The sequence below is a fragment of the Vibrio sp. 10N.222.52.B7 genome, assembly GCF_041474275.1.
GTDB classification, from domain to species: Bacteria; Pseudomonadota; Gammaproteobacteria; order Enterobacterales; family Vibrionaceae; genus Vibrio; species Vibrio crassostreae_C.
Genome location: NZ_JBFRTU010000040.1, coordinates 1 through 26,542 on the forward strand (window position 1 = coordinate 1; position 26,542 = coordinate 26,542).

Sequence of the window (26,542 nt, forward strand, 5' to 3'; positions counted from 1 at the left end):
AGTCACGTAGGGCTTTTTCTTGGAATCAGAAAATCACTTGAGCATAGCTGTCATTAAGAAAGCGTTGCTTTGATGATCTCTTCAATTTTAGCGACAACTTGTTGTGACTTATCGCCGTAAATCGCATCTGGGTGCGGGTTAGCAAACGTGTTGTTGTCGTTATCAAAGTATTGACCGCCTGCTTGTGCGAACTCATCAGACAATGATGCGCGAACCAGAATATCAGAACCGATGCTTAGGTCGCCGCCTGCAATGCCATAAGCGTCTTTCACCATCTTGCTGCCTAGTAACGAAGCTGGGTTGACAGCAACCACCATTGGCCCCGTAGAGCCTAACTCTTTTGCCATCTCACGAGTCCACATAGTGATCGCAAGCTTGCTTTGTGCGTAAGCGTCACCATCAGACATTGGTTTCTTACCTTCTAGCGCTTCGATGTTCACTGCTGCTTGCGCGGCTGAAGACAGGTTCACCACTCGGCTAGATGCATCGAGTACAGGTAGCAGACGTTTAGTCAGATGGTATGGTGAAATGGTATTCACAACAAAACGAACATCTAAACCGTCTTTAGTGATTGGGTTCGGAGTGTTGAACACACCTGCGTTGTTAATCAGTACATCAATCTTATCGCGCTCAGCAATTACTTTGTCAGCCAACGCATCCACATCAGCCAGAACAGACAAGTCTGCCACGTAACTTTGAATTTTCGCTTCCGCAGAGATAGCCACAAGTTGCTGCTCTACGTCTTTGAGTTTGCTTGGGTTACGTCCATGCAATAAAACGTGGTGACCTTGTTGAACAAGTACTTTTGCCGTTTCGAAGCCGATACCATCGGTAGAGCCTGTGATCAGAATAACTTTTTGCATGGAATAGATTCCTTATTAAAGCGCTGACATGGTGAGCGTTTTTAAATGTGTCGTTTCATTGAGGTAAAGAATAGCAACCTTTTATGAAGTTGATAATCAACCGGATTAATAAAACACTATTTAGTTTTTGTTGAAAATGGGGGAGTGAACAAAGCCTCAGTCCGTGCGAAGGAGACGATCAATCGAGTTCTTAGGTCGGAATAGCAGGCAATAAAAAAGCTTAGCGCGGGGGACGCTAAGCTTCGTTGTTAAGTATGCTCTTGAACCATGCTTAGGCTGGTGGGGTTAGCCTACTTGAGAAAAGCTCACTACCTTGCTTTGTAGTTTCTCTTTCAGGTAATCCGTCACCGCTTGCTGCTCGGATTCGCTCATGTATAAGCCAAGTTTGGTTCTGCGCCACAAGATGTCTTCATCAGTCATTGCCATCTCTTCATTGATCAAGTAATCGATTTCCACTTGATAAACGCCATGCGCCTCGCTTGAGAACTGGATGCCAAGGTCTGCTTCGCTATTTGCGCCTTCCAGTAGATTCCAAGTGTAAGTACCAAATTGAGTCACGTAGCGAAGCAATAGCGCGTCAGATGCCCAAGGGTATTTAGTGTGGATCATCTTCGCAAGTTGCTCTCTGCTGCAACTAAAGTTACCACCTGGAAGCGTGTCGTTCGCTGTCCATGGTGCACCCATGTTGGTTAGGTGAGGCTCAAGCTTCTTAAGTGCCGCTTCGCCGAGCTTACGATAAGTGGTCAACTTGCCACCAAAGATCGAAAGCAGTGGTGCTTGATCGAGCTCTGCGTCCAATTCCAATGTGTAGTCACGAGTGATCGCTTGTGGGGAATCAGATTCGTCGTCACAAAGCGGTCTTACGCCACTGTATGTCCAAACCACGTCTTCACGGCCAAGCTGTTTAACAAAGTGCTGGTTAACGATATCAATCAAGTAATCCACTTCAACATCATCAATTGCGACGTTACGTGGGTCGCCTTTGTATTCAAGATCGGTGGTGCCGATGATCGAGAACTTATCTAGGTAAGGGATCATGAACACAATGCGATTGTCTTTGTTTTGCAGAATGTACGCTTGTGGTTCGTCATGAATGCGTGGCACAACAATGTGCGAGCCTTTGATCAGACGAATATTACGAGGCGAAGCCTGCTCTAATCCATCATCAAAGAATTGCTTAACCCAAGGGCCAGCTGCATTCACTAACGCTTTTGCTTTACGTTCAAAACGCTGGTTTGTCATCACATCAAGGATCGTCACATGCCAGATACCGCCTTCACGGTGCGCCTTTTCAACACGGCTGTAGTTACGTACTTCTGCGTTGTTCTCTTTTGCTGCTAATACGTTGAGCAACACCATACGCGCATCATCCACCCAGCAATCTGAGTATTCGAAACCTGTCTTCATTTCTGGCTTTAATAGGCCCGATTTCGCTAGGTTGACTGTCTTACTTCCCGGAAGAGTGGTGCGCTTACCCAAGTTATCGTAAAGGAATAGGCCACAGCGAATCATCCAAGCTGGGCGTAAAAATGGTCGATGAGGCAAACGGAAACGCATTGGCTGAGCAACATGAGGCGCTTTTCTTAACAAGACTTCACGTTCAGCGAGTGCTTCCGAAACCAAACGAAATTCGTAATGTTCAAGGTAGCGTAGGCCACCGTGGATAAGCTTTGAGCTAGCAGAAGACGTCGCAGACGCGAAATCATTTGCTTCGTATAAGCCAACGTTTAGACCACGACCAGCAGCGTCTGCCGCGATGCCTGCACCATTGATGCCGCCGCCAATCACGATCAAGTCTAAAGTGGAAGATGTACTGTTGTTTGAATTATTTTGTTGAGCACTCATGGTTTTGACCTCTTTCTGAGCGAACGAGCATTTTAGAACATAATTGAATCCTATATGAACTTTCGTTTGCGGTCATTTATTATTTTCGTTTATGCGCGTTTTATGTGATTTGCGCATAAAAAAACCTTCGCTTATGACAGCGAAGGTTCCAAATAACTCTCATTCGAGCATAGAAGTGATATTAATCATGTTCAAGTGCGACTTTCCAAGTAACAAAAAAGCCCATTATCGATAAAGTGATCTATCAATAATGGGCTCTTTTAATGAACATGATTTCTGAGCGTTTTTTTATTCGTCCGACGCTAGTGGTTGAGACGCGGTCTCGATCACTTCCAATGGGATCGATGAATCCTTGAGGATGTTCAGGATCTCTTCTGGTGGCTGTTTATTGGTGAACACCATGTGTGCTTGAGAGATGTTACCCAGCTTAACCATTGCGTTGCGACCAAACTTACTGTGGTCGACTGCCAGGAAGATGCTGCGGCTGTTTTCGATGATAGCTTGCTTCACTCGAACTTCATGGTAGTCAAAATCAAGCAGTGAGCCGTCAAAGTCGATGCCGCTGATCCCTAGAATGCCGAAATCGAGGCGGAACTGCTTCACGAAATCGAGTGTTGCTTCACCCACGATACCGCCATCACGGTTTCTCACTTCGCCACCTGCCAAGATAACCTTTATCTCTGGGTTTGGTAGCAGGATACTGGCAACGTTGATGTTGTTAGTCACGACTCTGAGTTGTTTGTGGTTTTTGTTCAGCGCGCGTGCCACGGATTCTGGTGTGGTGCCGATATCAACGAACAAGGTTGCACCATCTGGAATGTGTTTAACCAGCTCGTCGGCAATCACATCTTTTTCATTGAAGTTAAGCGCTTTACGCGTGTTGTAAGAGGTGTTTTCTGAGCTAAGAGGAATGGTTGCACCACCGTGATAACGACGGATTTTGTTGCTATCAGCCAGCTCATTGAGGTCTCGTCTGATGGTTTGTGGGCTAACATCGAACTTCTCTACGAGCTCTTCGGTGCTCACATATCCTTGTGTTTTTACCAGGTCTACAATCTGCTGGTGTCTTGGTATCTGCTTCACTTAACTTACCACTCCCTGCACGCTATGGGCTCTAGCGCGTCACAATCGAAAATATTAACTCGCGCTATTGTGCTCGAATTGATGAGGAGAGAGAAGTAATGATAGTAAGGAATTATGTCCAAACCGCAAAAACGTTGATCAAAACATGAAAAATTGGCTCCAAACGCAAAAAAGAGCACAAAATAGTGCTCTTTTTAGTTTCGTTTGCTGAGGTTCGAACAATCTGATCGATTAATAAGGGATTATTCGTGCTCCTCTGTTAACTCACGCTTAGATTACTCTTCGTCGTCATCGTGCAGTTCAGACCAAACCTGTGCACACTTGATAGCACGTTTCCACCCTTTGTAACGGCGGTTACGCTTCTCTTCGTCGTGGTGTGGCATGAATGTGCGGTCAAGAACGGCTTTGTCTTGAAGCTCGTCAATGCTGTCCCAGAAACCAACAGCTAGGCCAGCAAGGTAAGCGGCACCCAGAGCGGTTACTTCCGTTACTTCAGGGCGGTGAACTTCAGTATCAAGCACGTCTGATTGGAACTGCATTAGGAAGTTATTCGCTACTGCGCCGCCATCAACACGTAGTTTCGCTAGCTTGATGCCTGAGTCAGCTTGCATCGCGTCTAGTACGTCACGAGTTTGGTAAGCAATACCTTCCAGCGTTGCACGGATGATGTGGTTAGAGTTAACACCACGAGTTAGGCCGACAATCGTACCGCGAGCATAAGCATCCCAGTATGGTGCGCCTAGGCCAGTAAATGCAGGAACCACGTAAACGCCGTTTGAAGAGTCTACTTTGGTTGCGAAGTACTCAGAGTCTTCTGCACCAGCCAGCAGCTTCATTTCATCACGTAGCCATTGGATTGATGCGCCGCCCATGAATACTGCACCTTCAAGTGCGTATGCAGGCTCACCTTTAGGACCACATGCTAGCGTTGTTAGTAGACCGTTCTTCGATGTTACTTTCTCTTGGCCTGTGTTCATTAGAAGGAAACAACCCGTGCCGTAAGTATTCTTAGCTTGGCCTGCTTCTACACACATTTGACCGTAAAGTGCAGCTTGTTGGTCACCCGCAATACCCGCGATTGGGATACGCGTACCGCCTTTACCACCAAGGTTCGTTTGACCGTAAACCTCTGAAGAGCGCTTCACTTCAGGCATCATGACTGCTGGAATGCCCATTTCATCAAGTAGCTTCTGGTCCCAGCATAGGTCGTTGATGTTGAACAACATAGTACGTGACGCGTTGGTGTAATCCGTAACGTGAACACGTCCTTGAGTCATCTTCCAAACTAACCAAGTATCAACCGTACCGAACAATAGTTTGCCAGCTTCAGCGTCTTCACGAGCGCCTTCAACGTTGTCTAGAATCCATTTTACTTTGGTACCTGAGAAATACGGGTCAAGGACTAAACCTGTATTGTCACGTACGTAGTCTTCTAGGCCTCGTGCTTTAAGGTCTTCACAGATATCTGCTGTACGGCGACATTGCCATACGATTGCGTTGTAAACCGGTTTGCCAGTTTCTTTGTTCCAAACAATGGTGGTTTCACGTTGGTTAGTGATACCGATACCCGCTAGCTCGTCGCTGCGAATGCCTGCTTTAGCAAGTGCTTCAACCAATGTAGAGCTTTGAGTTGCCCAGATTTCCATTGGGTCGTGCTCAACCCAACCCGCTTTCGGGTAAATCTGAGTGAATTCTCTTTGAGAAGAGCTAACGATGTTTGCATCGTGGTCGAGGATTACAGCGCGAGAACTTGTGGTGCCTTGGTCTAGGGCAACAATGTATTTTTGCTCGGTCATGGTAAGAATCCTTTTTCTTTCGTTATTTATATTTTAGTAAATGTAAGGTCGCTTAGGGATTAAGCTTGAGCTTGTTCAGCTTCTTCTTCTGTTTCACATTGGTTTGGAATTGTGCAGCCTTGGCCTTCTACTGGTAGGTAAGCACCGATAACACGTGGGTACAACCAACCACCAAAACACGCACCAGCAATTGGAGCAAGAATTGGAACGATGAAGTAAGGAATATCACGAGCACCGCTTAGTGCGAAATCCCAACCTGCAAAGTAAGCAAAAAGTTTTGGCCCAAAGTCACGAGCAGGGTTCATTGCAAAGCCAGTCAGTGGACCTAAAGAACCACCAATTACTGCGATAAGAATACCGATCAGTAGAGGGTTCATTGCGCCGCGAGATGCGCCGTTGTTTTCATCACCTAATGCTAAGATAGCGAACATCAAAACAGCAGTAATCACAAATTCCACAGCAAAAGCGCCAAAGAAAGAAAGTGAAGCATGTGGGTATGTTGAGAAAATACCTGCTGTTGATAGTGCGTCTTGGCTGCTACGAACAAAGTTATGTGCGATTTCGTAATCAGTAAATAGGTTGCTGTACAGGCTGTAAACCAATGCTGCAGAGCAGAAAGCGCCAAGCAGTTGCGAAATGATGTAAGGCACCACTTTTGCTTTATCAAAGCCATGGAACATGGCCAGTGCAATCGTTACGGCTGGGTTGATGTGTGCGCCTGAAACGCCGGCAGTACAGTAAATTGCAATCGCAACACCGAAGCCCCAGATGATGCTGATTTCCCATTGTCCGAATGTCGCACCAGTTAATACCAGAGCGGCCACACAGCCAACGCCAAAGAATATGAGTAATCCTGTACCGATAAATTCAGCCAAGCATTGCCCAAATAAAGAAGGGTGTTTGTTTGTTGTCATGTTCGAGTCCTTTTTAGTTTTGCTTATCTAGCACGTGTATTGTGCATATATTTGCGAACTCGAAAATAAACGAACATCAAAAGTGAGCGTTTGAGCATAAAATTGTTAATTAAAGTCACTTGAAATGTTAATTCGAACACTTTTGCTCGAAAAAGATGCTCGCATGAACGTCATTGCTCGAATTGATAGGTTGCGAAGCCGCTCAAACTACCTATATGTAAATGAATGCGCAACTGGTACGAGGAGTTTATGTTTGGATTTGTGATGCTACTTCGTGAGTGGCGGATTATTAGACTTAATTAGGGAGGGCTGTGTGATGTTTTTGCTATGTAACAAGGGAGTTAACAAATGAGCTTATATGCATAAATGAATAAACTGCCAACTATGTTGTAGTTTGGCAGTTTTCATTTGGGTGTATGTTCTTGTTATACGAGACGAACTTACCGCTCTAAACCAGAGCTGCCACTTTTCCTTTTTCAACCAACCGATCTCGCACTGAATCATACGCCCAGTTGAACCCAATCGCGTACAAAACAAAGAAAATAACCAAGCCGATATCCATGATCAGAACGGTGAGGAAATCGAGTTGAAGTATCCACATTAATACAGGCAGTGTTACCGTCATCAAACCTAACTCAAAACCAAGCCCGTGTAGCAGCCGTGTTTTCGTGGTTCTTTTGCTTCGGTCTGTTCCGTAAATTTTGTCGTAGCCATAGTTGTAAACGTAGTTCCAAGCCATTGCTATCAATGATATTGCGAGCGCTAAGCCTGCCATTTCACCTGCGCCGTTTCCTGTAATATAGGTTGCTAGCCCCGCCATCATGATCAGTGCGAACACTTCAAATAGCACCATGTGCAACATGCGTTCTTTATGTGACATTTTTCTAACTCTCTTTACGATTAAATAGCCGCCGATGGGCAAATGACTTGGCTAGATAATATCTACTTAAGTGATAATATAAAGATAGTTAGCATCACATCTTGTGATAGTAAGATTTGGGAGAAACCGAATGTACAACATTGAACAGCTGAAAATGTTTGTGTATGCCGTTGAATTAGGGTCATTTTCTGCCAGTGCTCGTCATTTGGGTAAGGTGCAGTCGGCGGTGAGCCAAGGCATCAGTAATCTTGAAATAGATTTTAATGTTGAGCTTTTTGATCGTTCGACTCGAAAGCCTTCACTAACCAAAGCGGGCGAGCAGTTATTTAAACAGGTGAAAGCGATCGTGCTTCAGGTTGAAGATCTGAATGTGACGGTTAGTGCGATGGGCAGTGGTGAAGAGGGGCTCATCAAAATTGCATTAGATGATTCACTATTGGTCCCGAATCTATCTAAGATCTTTAGTCAGTTCAGTCAACAATTCCCTGCGACTGAAGTGGAACTGGTTGCGTGTACCACGACAGAGGTCAATCCGTTAATTATCGAAGAGAGGGCCGACATTGGATTAATGTTTACTAACTTGGCTTTTGATGTCGGTTCTGAGCCTTGCTTTATCGGTCACTTACCGTTTATTGCTGTGTGTCATCCAAGTCATGCGCTCGCAAAAACAGGTGTGGCGAAACTCTCTGACTTACTCCCGCATCGTCAGTTAATGTTGAGGGGAGACAAAGGTAAGGTGATGGATCAGTTTCCGCTGATTGCCGGAAAGGTATGGTGGTCAAACAGCTTTATCGTCATTAAAGAGATGATTCTTGGTAGCGATATCGGTTGGGCATACTTACCGAAACACCTTGTTGAAGAAGAGCTTATTAAACAGCGCTTGGTAGAGGTGAATGTGTCATTTGACCATAAAACTTGGTCGCCTCCGGTTGATCTTGTTCTGTCTAAAACACGCTCAAAAGGTCCTGCATTACTTTGGCTTGAACAAGCATTGAAAGGCCTATTAGACGAAACTGAATAAAGAAAAGGCTCACCGTTTAACGTGTGAGCCTTTCTGTTCAAAGTGATGCTGCTTTTTGTTAGTTCTAGTTCTAGTTCTAGGTGTAGACGTAGATGCTATACGCTAGGTTTAACCGTCTGACCGTTGTAGTACTTGTCTTTCATCTTAAGCGCCACGTTCACAAGGTAAATCAGCACAGGGACTTCAATCAGTGGACCGATAACGCCTGCAAACGCTTGGTCTGAGTTGATACCGAATACTGAGATAGCCACGGCAATCGCTAGCTCGAAGTTGTTACCTGTTGCTGTAAATGCAATTGATGCGTTCTTGTCGTACTCGATGCCCATCTTTTTACCGATGAAGAAACTGATGAAGAACATCGCAGTGAAGTAGATAGTCAGTGGAACCGCAATTAATAGAACGTCCATTGGCAGTTCAACAATCATTTCACCTTTCAGGCTGAACATCAGAACGATAGTCGCCAGTAGTGCAATCAGTGTGATTGGAGAGATGCGTGGAATAAATACGTCGTTGTACCACTGCTCGCCTTTCATCGACACAAGGATCTTACGGCTTAGGAAGCCCGCTAGGAATGGTATACCTAGGTAGATAAGTACACTGTGTGCAATGTCGATCATCGAGATATCAACCAACATGCCTTCGTAACCAAATACTGGTGGAAGAACGCTGATGAACAACCACGCCATAAAGCTGTAGCTCACCACTTGGAATGCACTGTTTAGAGCAACCAATGCCGCGCCGTACTCTTTGTTACCGCCGCCGATGTCGTTCCAAACCAGAACCATCGCCACACAACGAGCAAGACCAATCAGAATCACCCCAACCATGTAACCTGGGTGGTCTCCCAAGAAAGTTAGTGCCAATACAAACATCAGAATTGGACCAACGATCCAGTTCATGATCAAAGAGAGCTTAATGGCTTTCTTATCTTTTACCACAGTGCCTAGCAGGTTGTAGTTAACCTTAGCCAGAGGTGGGTACATCATTAAGATAAGGCCAATCGCAAGCGGAATGTTAGTGGTGCCAACAGACATTGAATCGTTCCACTGTTCGATCTGTGGGAATAGGGTGCCGAGTAGTACACCAAGGCCCATGGCAATAAAAATCCACAGTGTTAAGTAGCGATCTAGAAAACCTAACTTTGGTTTCATGATAATCTCTCTTAGTTGATATCGTAAATCGTCGAAAAACGATTGGTTGTGGCAAAAAAACACGCTTAAAAGTAAAGGCTATCAAAGCCGATCATTCAAGCGTGAACTTCTATTTTAAAATGCTGTTAAATATCGATTCGAAGCGTTGAATATTGTCGCGGTCGATGCGGTAACACATCTTCGGTGGTATCGATTCAGCAGTGATGAAGCCTGAGGTTTTCAAGATTCTTAGGTGCTCTGATACTGTTGATTGAGCCAAACCTAATTCACTCACCAAGTCACTGTTCAAACAGCCGCCCGATTTTTCTAACGTTGAAAGGATACTCAATATACGTATTCTTGCTGGGTGAGCGAGTGCTTTTGCTAACGCAGCCATCTCTTTTTCTGCTTCAGCATTACTCGGCGGAAGAGGTAGAGAACAGCTTTCTGTTGCTTGGCATGTTGCAGTCATACTTAGGTGGCTCACTTTCATTAATCGTTAAAAGACGATTAATGATAAGCCTATTTTAAATAGGGGTCAATGCTCACTGTCTATTTGAACGAACTTTAAGGTGGCGATTCAGGGACTATGGTTGAACTCTGCTTTGACTCAGCTACGCAAAATGGCGTGAACATCGATTAAACGCCATTTTGCTCGGTTATCCGCTAGTTAAGAACGGTATAGCCTCGGTTGATCATACAGTTACGATTCACTTGAAACTTCTGCTGCTCAGATAGCTCGGCGGATTGTCTTTTTTGAGCACCGTGCTTTAAAGCGCCGCTGATAATACCGATGCCAGCACCAATTTTTGCACCATCATGACCACTCCCGCCAGAGACGGCTCCACCAACCGCACCCAGCGCTGCACCCTTAGCGGTTGAACCGACAATATCGCTGCCAAGAGAATCGACCTCTTCAGGCTTCACTTGTTGAGCGTATTGCTCACATTCATACAGATCGGCGTGATACTGTGTTTCATCAACACCTTTAGTATCGACAATAATTTGATTAGCAAATACTGAACTTGATGCTACAAGCAATATCGCTGCGATTGGAGAGAATGGAAATTTCACAATATAGACCTCTAGAGTATTCATTGCATTGTTAAAGTGACGTGTAGTTCTCGATGAAATCAAGGCGACGATCGGTGTACTCACCAGAATCCAACATCTTAGATAACCCGCGAAGCGTGTTGTAAGGCTGAGAAACGGCCACCATGTTAATGAGCCAATACGGAATATCGCCACCTGGATCACTCAATACTCGATAAGAGATATGGGTGGTGTTTTCGTCGATTGGTGTCAGGATCCAACTCGCCTCTAATTCAGCCACTCTGATGATTTTTTTATTATTGTTTGGCAGGTAATCAGGCCTACCATGCTGACCAATGGTGACAACCATCGTCTCTGGATCTTGAGTGATGACGTTCTCTACGATAGCTTCACGATCGGCAACTGGCCAAGGTGCCTTGGTATAGGTTTTGGTGATCGTGTGCGCCGCACTAAAATGCTCTATTTCTTCCATGTCATCGATGTTTTCTACCCATTGCGTGCCAACAGAGGTATCGATAAAGAGTGCGATAATAGAAGTGAGGGACGCGTTGATGTCGCCTTCTGCTCGAAATTCTTTAAAGTGACTGCCTTCAATTTTACGGTTATAAACCTCGATGCCTTTTTTATCGCGTGCCAGTGACCAGCCATCGGTGTCTGATGCAAACACCGAAACTGAACAAGCAAGAAGAAGCAAAGTAATAATCTTATTCATCATGTTAATGAGCGCCCTTTCCAGCTGATTTTATTGGTTTTAGATAAGCGGTAACTGTTCAGCACGAGTAGGCTTTGAACACAAATACCGAAGGGTACGGTTAACGCAAATTTTGCGGGAACAAACAGTTCCTTAACCAAAATGAAGTAGGTGACGATCGACACCAAGAGCATCACAGAGCTGACAATGAGCGAATAAGCATGAATGGCAGACATGTCACTGATGAAGGCGTTCGCCGATACCAGCATCAAAAGCGGTCCCGCCCATGCGATGATGTTGGCTTTGATGAAGACTTTTAAAGCTTGTGCTTGCGATTGACAATTCACAATAAGATTCATGTTTTTGGAAAAGCCAGCCCAGATTGAGTTGAAGTCTGAATACATGTGCGTACTCATTAGTTTGTCTGCAAATGCCCAGAAAATCTTAAATCCATTGACCTTCATGACTTTTGCAAAGGCGATGTCTTCCGATATCGCGTTTGCTACTGCGGCGTGTCCACCGACTGCGTCGTAGGATTTTCGGGTAAACAACATCGCCTGACCGTTAGCAATCGCTTCTTCCTTAGTCATGTCGTTCGAGTTTTTAAAGTTCATATAAGATGCGATCGATAGAAAGATGCCCGGCAAGGTCGCTTTTTCTGCCACAGACGCAAAAGTTTGTTTTGGATTAAACGATAAGAGATCAGTTTTTTGTTGGATAGCAAAGTCGATAACGCTCTGTAGCATCGCGGGTGCTGAATCGGTATCTGCATCAATGAAATACACATATTCACCGCTCGCGTTGAGTGCGCCAGCCATACATGCATTGCTCTTACCAAGCCATCCGGTCGGTAACGTTCTACCTGAAATACAGCGCGCGTTAACGTCGAACTTACTGATCAATGCTTCTACTTTTGCACGGGTTGAGTCAGTAGAAAAGTCATCAACAACAATGACTTCAAACTTGTCTTTTGGGTAGCTCTGCTTCAATAGAGAGCCAAGGCTGATTTCAATATTGTCTTCTTCATTTCGCGCAGGAATAATGACGGAAACAGTCGGCCACTCAGTTCTTTTGAACGATATTTTAGGTTCAATGTGAATACGATGGCGCTCTAAGTTCGCAAGTGTGATTAGAAACTTGACGGTAACGATGCAAAGCAAGGTCGTAATAATAGCTAAAATCATAATGACTGTGGTCGGAATAAAGTGATGGAGAGACAGGAAAGAATATAGTGGAGTGTGACCTAACGCACATCTTGTATGTAGGACTTAACCCTTCAAACTGGAATGCGCTTCTGTTAGCGTTTGCCTTGGAAAGATGTGAAACAGTGACTGACAGGCGGTAAAATAAGCATTGTATTCACCAGCGACTCTAGCGATATAATCGAACCCAGAACCGTTACTCAAGATAACGAATGATCATAATCCAATAATAGGTACGCCCGACATGCCCCAACAAAACATCAAATTTATCGCGACTGATATGGATGGCACCTTACTCGATGAGCATGGAAAGCTCGACCCAGAGTTTTTCAATCTTTATGAGCGCTTAGAAGCGCAAGATATTATTTTTGCTGCCGCGTCTGGCCGCCAGTATTACAGCTTGCTAGAAACATTTTCCCCGCTTAAAGATCGCATGATGTTTATTGCTGAAAACGGCACATTAGTGATGCACAAAGGCCAAGAACTTTACAGCTGCTTGCTTGATACCGATGCCATTAAAGAGATCATTAAAGAAGCTCGAGCTATTGAAGGCGCGCATGTGGTGCTATGCGGTAAGAAATCGGCATACATCGAAACCAAAGATGAGCGTGCTCTGGCGGAGATCTCTAAGTACTACCATCGCCGTGAGCAAGTAGAAGACTTACTGGCGGTAGAAGACGATTTCATCAAGGTGGCTATCTGTCACTTCGACGGTTCACAAGAGAAAGTGAACCCAACTATTGATGCCAAATTCGGTGAGAACTACCAAGTGGTTGTAAGCGCAAAAATTTGGTTAGATGTGATGAACGCTGAAGCGTCAAAAGGTGCGGCGATTAAACATCTACAGAACACATTAGGTTTCACTTACGAGCAGACCATGAGCTTTGGTGATTACCTAAATGACTTGGAAATGCTTAAAGAGAGCTACCACTCTTACGCGATGGAAAACGCGCATCCAAAGTTAAAAGAGATCGCGCGTTTTGGCGCGCCAAGTAACGTTGACGCGGGTGTGTTCCAAGTACTTGAGAAGTTGCTAGCGTAACGCTCTTAAGCTAGATTCGATTTTTATCAAAGCCAACTCGTGAAAATGAGTTGGCTTTTTTGTTGGCTGCTGTTGTATTGAGTTAAATTTGAACGAGTGTTCAGCTTGTTGTAGTCTAACCAGAAAGATGGGTATTCACTTTGAATTGGATACGCCTTAGTAACGATATTTGGAATGATTATGAGCAAGAAACTTCAACTTGATATTATTTCTGACGTAATGTGCCCGTGGTGCGTAGTCGGTTACAAAAACTTAGAGCTAGCCGTTGCGGAACTTGGTTTAGAAGACCAGATTGAACTTGAATGGCAGCCGTTTGAGCTTAACCCTGACATGCCGCAAGAGGGCGAAAACCTGCGTGCCCATATCATGAGAAAATACGGTTCTAGCGCAGAAGAGAGCCAACGTTCACGAGAACAGCTTTCGGCTCGCGGCCAAGCGGTTGGTTTCGATTTCAATTTCTATGACAGTATGAGAATGGTCAATTCACGTCATCTACATGTACTTCTCGATTTTGCACTAGCGCACGGCAAACAGACTGAGTTAAAGCTACGCTTCTTTGCTGCTCACTTCACAGAGCAAAAAGACCTGTCCGATCTTGAAGTCATTGCACAAGAGCTTGAAGCGGTTGGCTTAGACTCAACGAAGGCACTGAAGCGCCTAAAGAACACCGACAACTTGAAGCAAATTGAAGCGCAAGAGTTTGAATGGCAACGCATGGGGATCTCTGCGGTTCCTACTGTGGTGTTCAACCGTAAGAGTGCAGTAACGGGCGCGCAGACGGTAGAAACCTACAAGCAGATTCTTCAAGAGCTTATTGCTGAATCATAAACGGATCATTGCTATCAATTAGAGTCTGAATTTCATGGAATCACTGTCACTCGCTCAAGCGCAAAAACTGGTATTGCTTTCGCAAAAGCTGCCGCCTAAGAAGTTGCCACCTAAAAAGCAACGCAATGGGGGCGCTTTGGCGAACACGTTGTCTGCGATTGAAAACCTTGGCTATGTGCAAATTGATACCATCTCTGTGATTCAGCGAGCTCACCACCACACGCTTTGGAATCGCAATCAAGATTACCAACTGAACCATCTTGATAAGCTGTTAGAGCGTCGAGAAGTATTTGAGTATTGGTCGCATGCCGCCGCGTATTTACCCATGCGTGACTTCCGATTCAGCCTACATCGCAAGAATGGCTTTGCGAGCGGTAAGCTCAAGCATTGGTATAAAAAGGATGACGCACTGATGGCTCATGTTCTCAAACGTATTGAGAATGAAGGACCGTTGATGGCGAAAGATTTTGAAGGGGATAGGCCAAACCCCGGCGGTTGGGGCGGTAAACCGGCCAAGCAAGCTTTAGAAACCTTGTTCATGCAAGGCGACTTAATGGTGCCAAGCCGAGTGAACTTTCATAAGGTGTATAACCTCACCGAGCGAGTGTTGCCGAGCGGAATTGATACCTCTGAGCCGACCGAACAAGAGTACATCGAGCATCTCATAACGCGTTACTTAGAGGCTAACGGAGTTGGAACAGCGTCGGAAATGAGCTATCTCCTGAAGAACACAAAGCCTCTGATTCAGAAAACACTCCAACAGATGCTTGAAGATAAGCAGGTTCTGAAAGTAGATATTCAAGGCTCTTATTACTATGTCCTGCCTGGTGCGTTTGATCTGCTGAATCAACCTCTTTCCAGAACCAAGCTTAAGATACTGTCTCCGTTTGATAACCTGCTGATTCAACGAAAGCGAATGCAATCATTGTTCAACTTTGACTACCTCCTTGAGTGCTATGTGCCTGAGGCCAAGCGTCAGTTTGGTTACTTTAGTTTGCCGATTCTATGGCAAGGTAAGCTGGTGGCGCGAATGGATTGCAAGGTCGATAGAAAGAGTCGCTTACTCAATATTCGTAACTTGGTTGTTGAAGGCGGAGTTAAAACTCATGAGTCTTTGATTCACGCTTTATGCGAAGAACTTAAACACTTCATGGTGTTTAACCAATGTGATGAGATGATCGTCCATAACACCACACCTTCTGATCTTGGTAAACGCTTGATGAGCCATTGGCAAGCAGTCTAGCGGTCTTTGTTGTTTAGAAAGCGCTTAGTTACTCAGAAAGAGAGGCTAACAAAAACTCGACAAAGGTTCGGTTCTTCAACGACAGTTGTTTGGTTTTGTAGAGTAGGTGAATCGGCTTTGGTAACGGCGCCATACCGGGTAGGATTTCCAACAGCGCTCCACGGTCAATCTCTTCTGCGACTAAGATAGTCGGTTGCAGCAACACGCCCACACCCTGTAGGGCGGCATATCGCAACACATCACCATTATTCGACATTAAGCGCACACGTTCTTTATTCGGTGTGGCGTGAGGAGCTTGGCTGCTATAACTGAATCCAAGCGATGGGTGCTGCGCTAAGTCTTCTAATACTCTGATCTCAGCATGTTGGTTAAGATAATCGGGCGCCGCGCAGTAACACATCTCATAATCCCCTAAGTATCTGGCGACTAAACTGGAATCAGACAGGTCACCGATTCGCACAATCAGATCTATGTCGGATGAATAAGGGTCGACAAGGTCATTATTCAACATCAGCTCAACGTTGATGGTTGGGTTATGTGCGAGAAATTTGGCCACGATAGGGGCAAGTACCTTGTTCCCATAGGTGACAGGGCAGTTAATTTTTACCGTGCCTTGCGGTTGATTTTCCAAGGTTTGAATCAGGTTCTCTGCATTGCTGATGTCTTCGAGAATTCGCTTACATTCTCGATAATAAAGCTGACCTGAATCAGTTAAAGACTGCTTACGCGTGGTGCGGTGGATCAGCTGAGACTTCAAACTGGCTTCTAAGGAATGGACATGTTTACTTATCATGGTCGCCGACAGGTTGAAGTGGTTTGCGGCGCTACGAAAGCTGCCTTGTTCCACTACGTAGACGAAGACTTTCATGCTGGTTAACTTATCCATTAAACACTCTTGGTTGATAAACAATAAACAAAAGGTGAGTTTATCAATTATTAGGGGTTAATTATATTAATGGCAAACCGATAATTAACTAAAATAAGAGCGTGAAATGCCTCAAACGAATGAAACCATCTTTGTTACTGCCGAACTTAAGATCAAAACCAACATAGAGCGAGCTGCTGCGATCGAAGCTATCGAACAGTTTTGTTTCGACATGCAAAGCGAGCCTGGCTGCCTACAAGCAATTGCAACCTATGATCAAAGCCAAAGCGATCGTGTGGTCTTGCTTGAGCAATACGCAAACCGCGAGGCGATTAATCAGCACTTTGGTATGCCTCATACCCAAGCATTTATTGAGCGTGACATTACCGAGTTGGTTCAAGCATTCGAAACGCAACGTGGACCTATCAAAGCACAAGAGCAGGAGATCTGATACATGAAATGGGGAATCCTAGGAACCAGTTTTATCTCAGGCGTAATGGCGGATGCGATTAAAGGCGACGCTCAAAGCGAGCTGTATGCCGTTGCTGGACGTACTGAAAAAACACTTAACGAGTTTGCTGCCCAATACCAACCAACACGAACCTTCAACAGCTATGAAGCCTTGATTGAAGATGAGTCGGTCGACATCATCTACATTGCTCTGCCAAACCATGTCCATCATGAGTATGTGATTAAAGCAGCTCAAAAAGGCAAAGCGATCTTGTGTGAGAAGTCTCTGTCGGTAGATATGGAAAAAACCGAGCAAGCTTTACAAGCCGTGAAAGAAGCGGGCGTATTCTTTGCTGAAGGTCTGATGTATTTAAACCATCCACTTATCACCAAGCTTCATCAAGAACTGGCAGCTGGTGAGATCGGCGAAGTGCGCTCAATTCAAGGTTCCTACGTTGCGGCGATTGATCAGTTCGTGAACCCTGCAAGTAAAGGCGCGCTATACAACCTTGGCTGCTACCCAATGTCGCTGATTCACTCTGTCGCGCAGCAGCAATTTGGCGAGAGTGTGTTCGATGATGTGCAGATATCAGCAATCGGTCGACGAGGCGAAGATGGCAATATCTGTGAATCGTCGGCGATGATGCGTTTCAATGACCGTTTTACCGCGCAAATCCACACCGCTGAAGACCACGGCTTAAAGCATGGCTTTACTATTCTAGGTAGCAAAGGCTGCATTACTTTAGATACTAACCCATGGTTACCGACTGCAGAAAACACGTTTACGGTAGAGATCTATGAGACGTCGACACGTGAAGTGAAAGTCGAAGCGCAAGGCGATGGCTTCCATTATCAAGTGCGCAATATCCGCCAAGCAGTCGAGCGAGGTGACACACAACTTGCTGCGCCAATGGCAATCCACCAAGACTCTCGCGTGATCATGAAGTTACTGACTGATTGGGAACAAGCGGCGAGCTAAGATCTTCGTAAATTCTATATTCGCCTCATGTTTGATTGCCTCGTAAGCGATCAAACATGAGGCGTTTCCTCTGTATCTTCTAGTCGACTCTCCCAATAAATACTTTGCATTTGAAACCGCCACAGTGTCCAATATCAGGTAGTACGAAACTGACCAAAAAACCTTACTTTTTAAGGTGTTAAATAGGACCTTTACCGCATGCGTAAATCAGATAAGAAAATCGAAAATCAGATCAGAGACGTGTTAACTGACGTTTGTGAAGACACGCTGAAAGGCTTCGATGGTTTTTTATGGGTGACTCACTCGGTCAACTTCTCCTCTTTTCCGCAAAGTTTGAAAATTGTCTGTGTATTCGATACCAATCAGGATAGAACGAACTTCTTAAATGGCGAAGGTCAACAGAGTGTTTCAGGGACTATCCAGAAAGCGTTCAATCAAGTTGGAATTCAACTGAAGAGTATCGATAAACACATCAGCTACGATACGCAAGAAAATTGCGACCGCGACCATCAAGGGAAGTGGAACAAGAGGCTTTAAGGCGCGTTGTTATCGCTCTTGTTTAGACAGCCTATTCAAATTGAGTTTCAACAGTGTGGCGTTGAAACTGAGATTCGATGCAGCAAATCTCAGCCCGTTCTGAGCTTTAAGCTCTGATAACTTCCATCTTCCAAACTGTATTATTCTCATTTTGAGAAAATCTGAGCTGATTTCTCGTTAGTTGGAGAAACTTGGTTTCCAAGTAAAATTAAAATCACAAAAATTTATATTTTCCTTAATGTCTTGATTTTGAATCGACATTTGCTCGTTTTCCTTACCACCGATGAAACCAGTCAGAAGAGCACTTGAACAATACAGCCATGTAGTCGATACTTTTTTCGTATTTTGATTCCTAAATTGACACGTAAGTTGGCTGACTTTTCGTCTTGTGATTTAAGGCATGACAGTATCAATTAGGAAATTTGATTCATGAAAACCTACATTTCTGGGCTGCTCGCACTCATACCGTCATGTTTAATCGCTGGCTACGCTTTTGCTGTTGGCACAGCGGTTGTGCTGCCAGGGCAACATGAAGCGGGTGTTGATCTTTCGGGCTCCCCACTATCTGCGGATGCTGTCATTGATTGGGAAATTACCAACAGTGATATTGTGTTTGGAGCCTATGCTGACAAAGCCGACAATGAGCGGGCTACGACAATTGGTTATATGTACAACCAAGTCATGGCGATGAACTCGGGTTGGTTGGAGAACGATCTCCGTAACCAAGCTGAGTTAGAAGGCCTCAATTTCGAAGACTATTTCCTGCACTTTTCTGAAGATACTGTCATTGCCGAAGTTGATGAAACTCACGGCGAAAAGACTCTTTTAAACCGAAAACCTATGATCTTGGGTTATACAGCCAGTGAAGACCATGCTGGTTTTTGGCTGTATCAAGAGCCTCCGTGGGATGCCGATGTGTTTGAGAATTTCGAACAGGGTGGGGCTTTGTATGTCTATCATGCTGAGCAGTTCGAACGGCTGACCTTTAAGTTCTCACAGTTTGCTGGCAGCGGCGAATTTTGGATTGAATACCCAACGGCTATTGATTCTCAGGGTAGGGTTTCACAGTGGGAAAGGCTCGATGTAAAGAAAGACAAAACGCTCAGCATGACCAAAAACCAATCGGTGATCTGGAACCTTCCTAATGATTGGGTAAGAGCTACAACTCATGATGGCAGTGGTGCGAGCTATGGTGGCGGCCAGTATTTTGGCTCCACCTTTTTGAGAGATGGTGGGCGCTTATACGTTGTGAGAGTTCGTTGGCAAAGTGAAAACGCCGACGACAGGCCGCGCTTAAAAGAAGTAAAACTGAAAAACAGTTTTTCAACCGTCAAATTAACCGACGCTCCGACTACAACGCCGGACGGCAATGCTATCAGCCAATGGCGAAAAATCCGCGGTTTTGATGTGTCTGCAGACCTAGATGGCGATAACTACTTGTCGCCAAGCGAGTATCGAAATCGAACCAATAAGAACGCAACAGCGCGTTTTCGTTGGGAATCAAGAGTGGTGCCATTTGGTCGAATGTGGAGCGCTAGCTCATCTTGGTCGCTAACGAACGTCGCAAACGCGGATTATCTATCTGCTATTCATCGCTACTACAAGCAAAGCTGGGCAAGCCAAGGTTTGAATGGTGCGTACAACGACGACACAAATAAACTCATTGGTTCGAACCAGTTCTATGTTCATTCTGGTGGGCATGTTCAAGAGTTAGGAGCCGTTGCGGGTTCGAATCAAGCGGATGATCTCTATAAACAACAATTTTCAGCGTTTCTGAAAAATCTATCTGCTTTAGAAAGTGATGCGTCGATTGGGTTGAACATCGGAACCGCGAACTTGCTGGGTCGAAATGGACAGGCTCATCTTAGCGAGGCGGGATCTCTGTATTTACGCGAGCACTACATTTTTCCGTCTACTGGGTTTAGTGGTTACTCGGGGATCTCTAAATTCTGGGATAATTCTGCGCTCGCCTACAATGGGCAAAGTGTTATTTTTCAGGCGACAACGCGTTATGGGCGAGTTCAGTATCTTGGAAATAGTGAAGAGAATTGGAAGCAAGACCAATACTCGACCCTAGCGATCTACCACCTCAATCGACACGCTCAACATAGCTACTTTAATCAGTGGAACAATGGTTACGTCTATGGAAGTGGCAACACGACGGCTGACACTTTCTGGCAAAGTGGTGTCCCTAAAAACATCGCCTACCAACCAAGTTCGTTATTGGCCGTTGATTTGGGAGAGCCGAGTCATCTAATCCCACAAGGCTTTGAACCGATTCCTTTAATGCTATCAACAGCGACACCTCAACCCGCGGACTACACCATCGTTGGCGATTCATCAATGAACGAAATGGTGCATGCTGACCTGCCCAATGGCATGACTCACGTTCTACCGACGTTCACGTACTTTATGTATCAATCTGAAAATCAGGTGGTCGCTGGTGGCCCTGAGGACATGGTGTTAGCGAGAGAGTTCAGCAATGGTCGTGTGTTGTATCGCACGGATTTCCACGGTAAGAATCCGAGCTTTTATGAAGCGTCAAAACTCACCATTACGCTGGATGTTCCAATGAAACCTGTTGGTGCTAACGGTAACGTTGGTGACTATGTGAGTGAAATAGAAATTGGCGGTTATGAAGGGCTGTTCTTACTTTATTAGAACTAATGCGAGTGAGCACTCTCGAACCAGAGCAGACTAGAGCTTAGGTTCTGGATATGAGCTTATTCTTTTTACACTGCTTAAACTCTTTGGCGATCCACGATTGCTCGTTTAAACCATTGTCGATTAGAGCAAAAAGGTAGCCATCGACTTTGCCTGAAGCCGCAGGATATTCTTGAAAAGCGTGCTTAGGGTAGCCGGGGTAATCCATCTCGTATTGAGCGTCTAACTGCTTACCGAGTTGACGCCATTTTACGAATAACTCAGAAGAAGATGTCTCAACCTTATATTGGCCCAAAATACGTTGGTGGTGGGTTAACGCCACTTTAGCGCAGTGATTGGTCTGTACGACTTTTTGTATCAATTCAACTTGTTCTTCACTCATGGTTTTCGCCAGTACATTCTCTTGTTCGATACGCGCCATTCGCTCACCAAACGTTTCAGCATGGGTGGGAAACACAAAAGTAAGCGGTAAAGCCAATACCAAAAGACGCTTGTAGAACATAACCAAACTCGTTAAAAGGATTCGCGGCTATTATGCCGCCCGCCGCCAATATTATTAATCAATATAAACGCTTAATTGTAAGAATTATTTTTATCGAGTAGATAAATAGATGATTTTGGAGTTGTGGTATTCAGGCTCTGAATGTTTGGTTGGTGAGCCTGAAATTTGATGAGGGATCCGTTACGAATTAATGACCTTGATGCCTTTATCTTGAAGCTCATCAATCACACTACTCGAAAGTTCAATGTCGGTGATTACGCCATCAAGCGCACTTAAATCTAAGGCGTGGAAGGTAGCGATACGTCCGTATTTGGTTGAGTCTGAAATCAGATAGTTTGAATGAGCTGCTTGAACAATGGCTTGTTTGACTAACACCTTATTTTCACAAGGTGTAGAGAGCCCTTTTAGATTCCAAGATGAAGATGAGATAAACGCAATATCAATATTCATCCCTGCCAAGAACTCAGCTACTTTGCCCCCAATACTTGATTGATTTTCACGGTCAATCTTGCCACCAGTATGGTAAATCTCAGATTGTGTGCTGTTCATTAGGTACGCGGCAATCGCGAAGTCATTGGTGATGATAAGCAGATCATCTCGCCCTGCAAGTTGGTGAGCGATCTCCAAAGAGGTTGTTCCAGCGTCTAAGTAGATAGTCGAATACTCAGGAACCAATTGAGCAGCTAGTTGACCTATTTGAGCTTTTTCGCTTGCTTGCTGTTCTACCTTTATGTCGTGTGACAATTCGCAGTGAAGTGCTTTAGTCAGTTGAACGCCACCCGAAACTGAAATCACTTTCCCTGATGTCTCTAGCTTTACGATATCTCGACGAATGGTCATATGAGACACCTCTAAGTGCTCAACAAGCTCAGAAATACTGATCACTTCTTGGTGTGATAATAGTGACAAAATAGTTCTCTGACGTTCCGCTGGAATCATGATTCTTCTTCTATGTTCTTATTTTTCATCATCCTATCAATCTTTAGCTATTTTGTGAATATCTGTGAATATCTGTTGTGAAATAGCAATTAGAACTGTGATTGCTGCCGAAATTACCCTTACCTAATGCCTCTAAAGGGTTAAATTACTCAGGTGTGTTAACTTTTGTTAAAAGTGTGACTTATCACTAAGTCGCATTCGATTGCTTCACATATAATCACAAACATAAACAAGAATTAACAAATCTAGAATTAAATAATTACGTGAAAGGCATCTTGCTATGAATGAAGTTCAATCTGTTGGTGTTATCGGTTTAGGTTCTATGGGCATGGGCGCAGCGAAGTCATGCGTCCGTGCAGGCCTTGATGTATATGGTTTCGATTTGAATCCGCAAGCGCTTGAAACCTTGGGTGAATATGGCGCAAAAGCGGTCTCTACAAGCGCGGTTGAGTTTGCCGACAAACTTGATTCAGTTTTGGTATTGGTTGTGAATGCAGCTCAAGTTAACACGGTACTGTTTAAGACTGGTCTTGCGGCGGCACTAAGACCTAACACGCCAGTTATGGTCTCGGCAACGATCTCAGCAGAAGACGCGAAACAAATCGAAGCTCAGCTTGCTGAACATGATCTTGTGATGCTGGATGCGCCAGTGTCCGGCGGTGCAGTAAAAGCAGAAGCGGGCGAAATGACGATTATGGCTTCAGGTGCGGTGACCACATTTGAAGTACTGGCTCCGGTACTTGATGCAACTGCAGCTAAAGTCTACAACATCGGTGAGACCATTGGCCTTGGTGCGACCGTTAAGATTATCCACCAGTTACTAGCAGGTGTTCATATTGCTGCGGGCGCTGAAGCGATGGCACTAGCCGCACGCGCAAACATTCCGCTTGATTTGATGTACGACGTTGTTACGAATGCAGCGGGCAACTCTTGGATGTTCGAGAACCGCATGAAGCACGTAGTCGATGGTGATTACTCTCCAAAATCTATGGTTGATATCTTTGTGAAGGATTTGAACTTGGTATCAGATACCGCTCAAGACCTGAAATTCCCACTCCCATTATCAAGTGCAGCACTGAACATGTTCGTTAGCGCGAGTAATGCTGGATTTGGTCAAGAAGACGACAGTGCAGTGATAAAAGTCTTCCAAGGTATTGACCTACCGGGTGTAAACACATCAAAGGCGGAGAAATAATCATGTTATTAGGTGTTATTGCAGACGACTTTACAGGTGCTACAGACATTGCTGGTTTCTTGGTTGAAAACGGTATGCGCACTGTTCAATTGAATGGGATTCCAACGGGAGAGTTTGACACATCAGCAGATGCTGTGGTGATCAGCCTTAAATCTCGCTCTTGCCCAGCTGACCAAGCGGTGACGGATTCGGTTACTGCGCTTAAATGGCTTCAATATCAAGGCTGCCAACAGTTTTACTTTAAATACTGCTCAACGTTCGACAGTACCGCTGAGGGCAATATTGGTCCCGTAACAGATGCACTTTTGGCTGAACTTGGAGAATCTTTCACTATGGTTTGCCCTGCATTGCCAGTAAATGGTCGCACGGTTTACAACGGTCACTTGTTTGTTTTTGATGAGTTGCTCAGTGATTCAGGTATGCGTAATCACCCTGTTACACCAATGACGGATTCAAGTGTGGTTCGAATGATGGACGCACAATCAGAAGGTGTTTCCGGTTTAGTTAACTTTCAAACGATTGAACAGGGCGCTGATGCGGTTACCGCTCGTTTTAACGAACTCAAAGCTCAAGGTAGTCGCTACGCCGTGGTAGACGCATTTAATGCAGATCACTTGGTGACGCTAGGTCAAGCGGCTAAATCTTTGAAACTAATCACAGGTGGTTCAGGCCTAGCTGCTGGTATCGCTAAAAACTGGACAGAACATCTTGCTGACCAAAGTGATGCAAAACATGCCGGTAGCCCAGTCAAAGCACCAACCGTTGTGTTCTCTGGTTCTTGTTCAGTGATGACTAACCAACAAGTTGCGGTATACAAGCAGCTTGCTCCTCACTTTGCTATCGATGTGAAGGCTTGCTTAACCAATGATCAATACGCCAATGAAGTGTTCGATTGGGTGATGACCAATAACCAAGGCGAGTTTGCTCCTTTGGTTTATGCAACCGCAGATGCTGCCGCACTAAAAGCAATTCAAGAAGAGTACGGCGCACAAGCTTCAAGCCACGCAGTTGAACAATTTTTTAGTCAACTCGCTATCAAACTACAACAACATGGCGTGAAAAACTTCATCGTTGCTGGTGGTGAAACATCAGGCGTCGTGACGCAAAGCCTAGCTGTGAAAGGTTTTCATATTGGTCCTCAAATTGCACCAGGTGTGCCTTGGGTTAAATCGGTCGAAGGTGAGTTATCACTAGCGCTAAAATCGGGCAATTTTGGTGATGAAAACTTCTTCGCTAAAGCTCAATCATTCTTTTCATAAGCGAGATTCAAATGAGTAAAGTTTTGATGAACGAGCAGCAGTTAAGAGAGCAAATGGTCACGCTCGCTCGTTCAATGTTTGAACGAGGTTACGCCACTGGTGGTGCAGGTAACCTGTCTATCAAATTACCTAATGGGTATTTTCTAGCAACACCAACAGGCTCTTCATTTGGCCGTCTTGTGGCTGAAGAATTGTCGGTTGTTGATATCGATGGCAACCACATCTCAGGTAAGAAGCCTTCTAAAGAAGCGGCATTCCACCTAGCGATTTATAGAAATAATGCGGAGTGCAATGCGATTGTACACCTGCACTCTACATACCTAACTGCACTATCTTGCCTTGAAGGGTTGGATCGTAACAACGCGATTAAGGCTTTCACACCGTATTTCGTGATGCGAATTGGCGAGTTACCAGTCATTCCTTACCTACGTCCGGGTGACCCGCAAATCGCTGAAGAGTTGGCAAAACGAGCAGGTGATTATCGAGCATTTTTGTTAGCAAACCACGGCCCAGTAGTAACAGGCACTGACTTTGTTGATGCCGTTGATAACGCTGAAGAGCTAGAAGAGACCGCCAAATTAGCATTCTTATTGAAAGGGAATGATATCCGTTACCTAACGGACGAAGAAGTTATGGATTTAAAAGGGAGAGGCAAATAATGGCTAAGTTCGCAGCAAACTTAACGATGTTATTCACAGAAGTACCATTTTTAGATCGCTTTGAAAAAGCACATCAAGTCGGTTTCAAAGCAGTTGAATACCTATTCCCTTATGCATTTGAGGCCGAAGAGCTTGCCGAAAAAATGCAAAAATTTGGCTTTGAACAGGCGCTGTTCAACATGCCTCCGGGTGATTGGGACGCAGGTGAACGAGGCTTCGCAGCGATTCCTGGCCGTGAAGAAGAGTTTAAAGCCAGCGTTGATACGGCACTTATGTACGCTAAAGCGCTGAACTGCAAGAAAGTTCACGCGATGTCGGGTCTACATGATGCGAATTTCACGAGGCAGCAACACGTTGAAACCTTTATCTCAAATATTCGTTTTGCCGCAGATAAGTTTGCTGAGCATAACATCGAATTGATGATTGAACCGCTAAATAGCCGTGATGTTCCTAATTATTTCGTTGCTCACCAACGTGACGCTGTTGAACTGATTAAGTTAGTCGATAGGCCAAATGTGAAGCTGCAACTCGACCTTTATCACGCGCAAATCATGGATGGTGATTTAAGTACTTTGATTCGTGAAGTGGCTGCTTATACCGGTCATATCCAAATTGCTTCTGTACCAGAAAGGCATGAACCATCGGAAGGCGAACTGAATTACCCACATCTATTTAATGTTCTGGATGATTCAGGTTACCTAGGTTGGATTGGTTGTGAATATAACCCAAGAGGCACGACAGAAGAGGGGCTTAGCTGGGTAAAAAGTTATTTATAGCGCGGTGTGAATGCCGTTTATATGTAACGAACCATAAAAGTAAAGAACTGATTTAGATAACACGGCTTACAGGTAAGCCAACACATAACGATAAAGTGCAATAGGTGATCCCGATATCACCTATAT

Annotated in this window: 26 protein-coding genes; 12 read left to right on the plus strand and 14 right to left on the minus strand. The window is 44.8% G+C overall.

The window, feature by feature from the left end; all coding sequences use genetic code 11:
• Positions 1 to 53: 53 nt before the first annotated feature.
• The 6 genes from AB4512_RS12105 to AB4512_RS12130 form a co-directional block, all read right to left on the minus strand.
• Positions 54 to 863: an SDR family NAD(P)-dependent oxidoreductase gene (locus AB4512_RS12105; protein WP_102394239.1), complete on the minus strand. Its 810-nt coding sequence runs from the start codon at positions 861 to 863 to the stop codon at positions 54 to 56.
• A 285-nt stretch (positions 864 to 1,148) separates the two neighbouring features.
• On the minus strand, positions 1,149 to 2,708 hold the full coding sequence (gene glpD, locus AB4512_RS12110; protein ID WP_372174951.1) for a glycerol-3-phosphate dehydrogenase: 1,560 nt from the start codon (positions 2,706 to 2,708) through the stop codon (positions 1,149 to 1,151).
• A gap of 288 nt (positions 2,709 to 2,996) precedes the next feature.
• Positions 2,997 to 3,791: a DeoR/GlpR family transcriptional regulator gene (locus tag AB4512_RS12115; RefSeq protein ID WP_004740378.1), complete on the minus strand. Its 795-nt coding sequence runs from the start codon at positions 3,789 to 3,791 to the stop codon at positions 2,997 to 2,999.
• A gap of 275 nt (positions 3,792 to 4,066) precedes the next feature.
• Positions 4,067 to 5,587 (minus strand): glycerol kinase GlpK, encoded by a 1,521-nt coding sequence (gene glpK / locus AB4512_RS12120; RefSeq protein WP_017108878.1) that lies wholly within the window; start codon positions 5,585 to 5,587, stop codon positions 4,067 to 4,069.
• Positions 5,588 to 5,646: 59 nt separating this feature from the next.
• Positions 5,647 to 6,501 (minus strand): MIP/aquaporin family protein, encoded by an 855-nt coding sequence (locus AB4512_RS12125; RefSeq protein WP_004732234.1) that lies wholly within the window; start codon positions 6,499 to 6,501, stop codon positions 5,647 to 5,649.
• A 448-nt stretch (positions 6,502 to 6,949) separates the two neighbouring features.
• Positions 6,950 to 7,381 carry a PACE efflux transporter gene (locus AB4512_RS12130; protein ID WP_136975880.1) on the minus strand — a complete coding sequence of 144 codons (432 nt, stop codon included), beginning with the start codon at positions 7,379 to 7,381 and terminating at the stop codon, positions 6,950 to 6,952.
• Positions 7,382 to 7,511: 130 nt separating this feature from the next.
• Between AB4512_RS12130 and AB4512_RS12135 the strand changes: the two genes are divergently transcribed.
• Positions 7,512 to 8,402 carry a LysR family transcriptional regulator gene (locus AB4512_RS12135; RefSeq protein ID WP_372083022.1) on the plus strand — a complete coding sequence of 297 codons (891 nt, stop codon included), beginning with the start codon at positions 7,512 to 7,514 and terminating at the stop codon, positions 8,400 to 8,402.
• A 95-nt stretch (positions 8,403 to 8,497) separates the two neighbouring features.
• Here AB4512_RS12135 and arsB read toward each other — a convergent pair whose 3' ends face one another.
• The 5 genes from arsB to AB4512_RS12160 form a co-directional block, all read right to left on the minus strand.
• Positions 8,498 to 9,553 (minus strand): ACR3 family arsenite efflux transporter, encoded by a 1,056-nt coding sequence (arsB, locus tag AB4512_RS12140; protein ID WP_017065681.1) that lies wholly within the window; start codon positions 9,551 to 9,553, stop codon positions 8,498 to 8,500.
• A 109-nt stretch (positions 9,554 to 9,662) separates the two neighbouring features.
• The gene (locus AB4512_RS12145; protein ID WP_372174952.1) at positions 9,663 to 10,004 is read right to left on the minus strand and encodes an ArsR/SmtB family transcription factor; all 342 of its coding nucleotides are present in this window, start codon (positions 10,002 to 10,004) and stop codon (positions 9,663 to 9,665) included.
• 194 nt (positions 10,005 to 10,198) lie between these two features.
• Entirely contained in the window at positions 10,199 to 10,606 is a 408-nt protein-coding gene (locus tag AB4512_RS12150; RefSeq protein WP_029235181.1) for a glycine zipper family protein, read from the minus strand.
• A 31-nt stretch (positions 10,607 to 10,637) separates the two neighbouring features.
• Positions 10,638 to 11,300: an START domain-containing protein gene (locus AB4512_RS12155; RefSeq protein WP_017069715.1), complete on the minus strand. Its 663-nt coding sequence runs from the start codon at positions 11,298 to 11,300 to the stop codon at positions 10,638 to 10,640.
• Complete coding sequence (locus AB4512_RS12160; protein WP_017064013.1) at positions 11,297 to 12,460, minus strand: glycosyltransferase family 2 protein; 1,164 nt, start codon at positions 12,458 to 12,460, stop codon at positions 11,297 to 11,299. Before AB4512_RS12160 ends, AB4512_RS12155 begins: the two co-directional genes overlap by 4 nt.
• Before the next feature lie 262 nt (positions 12,461 to 12,722).
• Here AB4512_RS12160 and AB4512_RS12165 point away from each other — a divergent pair, with 262 nt between their 5' ends.
• The 3 genes from AB4512_RS12165 to AB4512_RS12175 all read left to right on the plus strand — a co-directional run bounded on the left by AB4512_RS12165 (position 12,723) and on the right by AB4512_RS12175 (position 15,591).
• Positions 12,723 to 13,520, plus strand: a complete 798-nt coding sequence (locus AB4512_RS12165; protein WP_017069716.1) for a Cof-type HAD-IIB family hydrolase — start codon at positions 12,723 to 12,725, stop codon at positions 13,518 to 13,520.
• A 180-nt stretch (positions 13,521 to 13,700) separates the two neighbouring features.
• Complete coding sequence (locus AB4512_RS12170; RefSeq protein ID WP_017060931.1) at positions 13,701 to 14,348, plus strand: DsbA family oxidoreductase; 648 nt, start codon at positions 13,701 to 13,703, stop codon at positions 14,346 to 14,348.
• A gap of 34 nt (positions 14,349 to 14,382) precedes the next feature.
• A complete protein-coding gene (locus AB4512_RS12175) occupies positions 14,383 to 15,591 on the plus strand; it encodes a winged helix-turn-helix domain-containing protein (protein WP_372174953.1) in 1,209 nt (402 codons plus the stop codon).
• 28 nt (positions 15,592 to 15,619) lie between these two features.
• On the opposite strand, the gene AB4512_RS12180 is transcribed toward AB4512_RS12175, so the two are convergent.
• On the minus strand, positions 15,620 to 16,477 hold the full coding sequence (locus AB4512_RS12180; RefSeq protein ID WP_372174954.1) for a LysR family transcriptional regulator: 858 nt from the start codon (positions 16,475 to 16,477) through the stop codon (positions 15,620 to 15,622).
• Between the two features lie 106 nt (positions 16,478 to 16,583).
• On the opposite strand from AB4512_RS12180, the gene AB4512_RS12185 reads away from it, so the two are divergent.
• From AB4512_RS12185 to AB4512_RS12200, 4 genes are all read left to right on the plus strand, one after another.
• Positions 16,584 to 16,907, plus strand: a complete 324-nt coding sequence (locus AB4512_RS12185) for a putative quinol monooxygenase (RefSeq protein ID WP_372174955.1) — start codon at positions 16,584 to 16,586, stop codon at positions 16,905 to 16,907.
• A gap of 3 nt (positions 16,908 to 16,910) precedes the next feature.
• On the plus strand, positions 16,911 to 17,885 hold the full coding sequence (locus AB4512_RS12190; RefSeq protein ID WP_372174956.1) for a Gfo/Idh/MocA family protein: 975 nt from the start codon (positions 16,911 to 16,913) through the stop codon (positions 17,883 to 17,885).
• A gap of 198 nt (positions 17,886 to 18,083) precedes the next feature.
• Complete coding sequence (locus AB4512_RS12195) at positions 18,084 to 18,422, plus strand: Fis family transcriptional regulator (RefSeq protein WP_372174957.1); 339 nt, start codon at positions 18,084 to 18,086, stop codon at positions 18,420 to 18,422.
• 429 nt (positions 18,423 to 18,851) lie between these two features.
• Positions 18,852 to 21,083 (plus strand): hypothetical protein, encoded by a 2,232-nt coding sequence (locus AB4512_RS12200; RefSeq protein ID WP_372174958.1) that lies wholly within the window; start codon positions 18,852 to 18,854, stop codon positions 21,081 to 21,083.
• Between the two features lie 43 nt (positions 21,084 to 21,126).
• Here the strand turns inward: AB4512_RS12200 and AB4512_RS12205 are convergent, their stop codons facing one another.
• A complete protein-coding gene (locus AB4512_RS12205) occupies positions 21,127 to 21,588 on the minus strand; it encodes a hypothetical protein (protein ID WP_372150432.1) in 462 nt (153 codons plus the stop codon).
• 180 nt (positions 21,589 to 21,768) lie between these two features.
• Entirely contained in the window at positions 21,769 to 22,527 is a 759-nt protein-coding gene (locus tag AB4512_RS12210) for a DeoR family transcriptional regulator (protein WP_372174959.1), read from the minus strand.
• 280 nt (positions 22,528 to 22,807) lie between these two features.
• On the opposite strand from AB4512_RS12210, the gene ltnD reads away from it, so the two are divergent.
• Genes ltnD through otnI form a run of 4 tightly spaced genes read left to right on the plus strand, consistent with a single transcriptional unit; the run spans position 22,808 to position 26,416 of the window.
• Positions 22,808 to 23,722, plus strand: a complete 915-nt coding sequence (gene ltnD, locus AB4512_RS12215; protein WP_137001415.1) for an L-threonate dehydrogenase — start codon at positions 22,808 to 22,810, stop codon at positions 23,720 to 23,722.
• A 2-nt stretch (positions 23,723 to 23,724) separates the two neighbouring features.
• Entirely contained in the window at positions 23,725 to 24,981 is a 1,257-nt protein-coding gene (gene otnK / locus AB4512_RS12220) for a 3-oxo-tetronate kinase (protein WP_137001416.1), read from the plus strand.
• A gap of 11 nt (positions 24,982 to 24,992) precedes the next feature.
• Positions 24,993 to 25,640, plus strand: a complete 648-nt coding sequence (locus tag AB4512_RS12225; RefSeq protein WP_170967991.1) for an aldolase — start codon at positions 24,993 to 24,995, stop codon at positions 25,638 to 25,640.
• Positions 25,640 to 26,416 carry a 2-oxo-tetronate isomerase gene (gene otnI, locus AB4512_RS12230; protein ID WP_137001417.1) on the plus strand — a complete coding sequence of 259 codons (777 nt, stop codon included), beginning with the start codon at positions 25,640 to 25,642 and terminating at the stop codon, positions 26,414 to 26,416. Before AB4512_RS12225 ends, otnI begins: the two co-directional genes overlap by 1 nt.
• The last annotated feature ends 126 nt before the right edge of the window (positions 26,417 to 26,542 follow it).

Excerpts from the sequence above, each read along its gene's own strand:
- AB4512_RS12155 (WP_017069715.1), bottom strand. The coding sequence starts at position 11,300 with ATGATGAATAAGATTATTACTTTGCTTCTTCTTGCTTGTTCAGTTTCG.
- ltnD (WP_137001415.1), top strand. The coding sequence starts at position 22,808 with ATGAATGAAGTTCAATCTGTTGGTGTTATCGGTTTAGGTTCTATGGGC.
- AB4512_RS12105 (WP_102394239.1), bottom strand. The coding sequence starts at position 863 with ATGCAAAAAGTTATTCTGATCACAGGCTCTACCGATGGTATCGGCTTC.
- AB4512_RS12170 (WP_017060931.1), top strand. The coding sequence starts at position 13,701 with ATGAGCAAGAAACTTCAACTTGATATTATTTCTGACGTAATGTGCCCG.
- AB4512_RS12205 (WP_372150432.1), bottom strand. The coding sequence starts at position 21,588 with ATGTTCTACAAGCGTCTTTTGGTATTGGCTTTACCGCTTACTTTTGTG.
- AB4512_RS12125 (WP_004732234.1), bottom strand. The coding sequence starts at position 6,501 with ATGACAACAAACAAACACCCTTCTTTATTTGGGCAATGCTTGGCTGAA.
- arsB (WP_017065681.1), bottom strand. The coding sequence starts at position 9,553 with ATGAAACCAAAGTTAGGTTTTCTAGATCGCTACTTAACACTGTGGATT.
- otnK (WP_137001416.1), top strand. The coding sequence starts at position 23,725 with ATGTTATTAGGTGTTATTGCAGACGACTTTACAGGTGCTACAGACATT.
- otnI (WP_137001417.1), top strand. The coding sequence starts at position 25,640 with ATGGCTAAGTTCGCAGCAAACTTAACGATGTTATTCACAGAAGTACCA.
- AB4512_RS12180 (WP_372174954.1), bottom strand. The coding sequence starts at position 16,477 with ATGGATAAGTTAACCAGCATGAAAGTCTTCGTCTACGTAGTGGAACAA.
- AB4512_RS12160 (WP_017064013.1), bottom strand. The coding sequence starts at position 12,460 with ATGATTTTAGCTATTATTACGACCTTGCTTTGCATCGTTACCGTCAAG.
- AB4512_RS12185 (WP_372174955.1), top strand. The coding sequence starts at position 16,584 with ATGCCTCAAACGAATGAAACCATCTTTGTTACTGCCGAACTTAAGATC.
- AB4512_RS12145 (WP_372174952.1), bottom strand. The coding sequence starts at position 10,004 with ATGACTGCAACATGCCAAGCAACAGAAAGCTGTTCTCTACCTCTTCCG.
- glpK (WP_017108878.1), bottom strand. The coding sequence starts at position 5,587 with ATGACCGAGCAAAAATACATTGTTGCCCTAGACCAAGGCACCACAAGT.
- AB4512_RS12225 (WP_170967991.1), top strand. The coding sequence starts at position 24,993 with ATGAGTAAAGTTTTGATGAACGAGCAGCAGTTAAGAGAGCAAATGGTC.
- AB4512_RS12165 (WP_017069716.1), top strand. The coding sequence starts at position 12,723 with ATGCCCCAACAAAACATCAAATTTATCGCGACTGATATGGATGGCACC.
- AB4512_RS12130 (WP_136975880.1), bottom strand. The coding sequence starts at position 7,381 with ATGTCACATAAAGAACGCATGTTGCACATGGTGCTATTTGAAGTGTTC.
- AB4512_RS12195 (WP_372174957.1), top strand. The coding sequence starts at position 18,084 with ATGCGTAAATCAGATAAGAAAATCGAAAATCAGATCAGAGACGTGTTA.
- AB4512_RS12190 (WP_372174956.1), top strand. The coding sequence starts at position 16,911 with ATGAAATGGGGAATCCTAGGAACCAGTTTTATCTCAGGCGTAATGGCG.
- glpD (WP_372174951.1), bottom strand. The coding sequence starts at position 2,708 with ATGAGTGCTCAACAAAATAATTCAAACAACAGTACATCTTCCACTTTA.
- AB4512_RS12210 (WP_372174959.1), bottom strand. The coding sequence starts at position 22,527 with ATGATTCCAGCGGAACGTCAGAGAACTATTTTGTCACTATTATCACAC.
- AB4512_RS12135 (WP_372083022.1), top strand. The coding sequence starts at position 7,512 with ATGTACAACATTGAACAGCTGAAAATGTTTGTGTATGCCGTTGAATTA.
- AB4512_RS12175 (WP_372174953.1), top strand. The coding sequence starts at position 14,383 with ATGGAATCACTGTCACTCGCTCAAGCGCAAAAACTGGTATTGCTTTCG.
- AB4512_RS12200 (WP_372174958.1), top strand. The coding sequence starts at position 18,852 with ATGAAAACCTACATTTCTGGGCTGCTCGCACTCATACCGTCATGTTTA.